Origin of the sequence: Hydrogenophaga sp. (genome assembly GCF_041633695.1) — a bacterium.
Lineage (GTDB): Bacteria > Pseudomonadota > Gammaproteobacteria > Burkholderiales > Burkholderiaceae_C > Hydrogenophaga.
Genome location: NZ_JBFJMY010000720.1, coordinates 1 through 1,349 on the forward strand (window position 1 = coordinate 1; position 1,349 = coordinate 1,349).

The 1,349-nt window shown below is 63.8% G+C and carries 2 protein-coding genes; both read right to left on the minus strand.

Features of this window, described 5'->3' with window-relative positions; translation table 11 throughout:
- Positions 1–294: 294 nt before the first annotated feature.
- Positions 295–927: a uracil phosphoribosyltransferase gene (gene upp, locus ABYB95_RS23545; RefSeq protein ID WP_372662819.1), complete on the minus strand. Its 633-nt coding sequence runs from the start codon at positions 925–927 to the stop codon at positions 295–297.
- 114 nt (positions 928–1,041) lie between these two features.
- On the minus strand, positions 1,042–1,349 hold a 308-nt coding region (locus tag ABYB95_RS23550; RefSeq protein ID WP_372662822.1), incomplete at its 5' end, for a formate dehydrogenase accessory sulfurtransferase FdhD.

The window sequence follows — 1,349 nt, forward strand, 5'->3', positions numbered from 1 at the left end:
GCCAGCGCGCCAGTCGCGCAACAAAGATCGCCAGCCAAGCTGCCAGAAAGAAGGGGGAATGTGTTGCATCGCGCAACCTTAGCGCATCCGGCCAGCTCTTGCCCGCGCCGGACTTTGAGGATGGCCGGTTGTTGCACCGTGCCCCTGCGCGCAGCGGGTGTTTCCAGTCACTTCCGAAGCGCAATGCTGTAGGCCAGAAACACCGTGGAACCGCCCCTCGTCAAGCTCAGGACGGGCCACAGGTGTTGCCCCCTTGAGGGGGTGACGCACTGAAAGCGCGGCGCGGGGCTGGGTTTACTTCGTCCCAAAAATGCGGTCGCCCGCATCGCCCAGGCCGGGAACGATGTAACCGTGTTCGTTCAGACCCCGGTCCACCGCCGGGGTGTAGATCGGCACATCGGGGTGGTGGTTGTGGAAATTTTTTATGCCCTCTGGGCAAGACACCAGGCACACGAAGCGGATCGATTTGGGACCGGTCTGCTTCAGGCGGTCCACCGCCATCACCGCCGAATTGCCGGTGGCCAGCATGGGGTCGAGCACGATCACGTCGCGCTCCTGCATGTCTTGCGGCATCTTGAAGTAATACTCAACCGCCTTGAGCGTGGTCGGGTCGCGGTACAGGCCGATGTGGCCGACGCGTGCGCCGGGCACCACTTGCAGCATGCCGTCCAGGAATCCGTTGCCTGCCCGCAGGATGGAAGCCAGCACCAGCTTCTTGCCGTCGATGACGCGCGAAGTCATCGTCTCCAGCGGTGTCTCGATTTCGATTTCCTGCATCGGCATATCGCGCGTGATCTCGTAGGCCAGCAAGGCGCTGAGCTCGTGCACCAGCTCGCGAAAGCTCTTGGTGCTGGTGTCTTTGCGGCGCATCAGCGTGAGCTTGTGCTGCACCAGGGGGTGGTCGATGACGTGGACGGTAGCGCTCATGGAGGGGTGGCTTTCAATAGACGGTGCGGCCTGGAAGCAGGCCAACGCGGCGGTGCAACAGATCGCCCGCCATCCCCGGAGTTTATGCCCGATGCGGGCCGCAACCACCCAGAATCAAGCGGCGCGCACCAGTCCCGGGCCGCGTTCACCGGTCAGCGGCACGGCCTCGGGTGGCGCGTCCAGGTGCAGGCACTGGCTGTTGGTGTAGCAAAGAAAGCGCCGGTTGGTGGCGCGCCCTATCGCGCACAGGCCCACGCGCTGGGCCACTTCCAGGCCCATCTGGGTGATGCCGCTGCGCGAGACCACCACCGGCACGCCCATTTGCGCCGACTTGATGACCATTTCGCTGGTCAGCCGTCCGGTGGTGTAAAAAACCTTGTTGTCTCCCTGCAGCGTCTTGGGGTCTTGCAAGGCCATCCAGC

Bases quoted from the DNA above. Each gene is read 5' to 3' on its own strand.
- upp (WP_372662819.1), bottom strand. From the start codon at position 927: ATGAGCGCTACCGTCCACGTCATCGACCACCCCCTGGTGCAGCACAAG.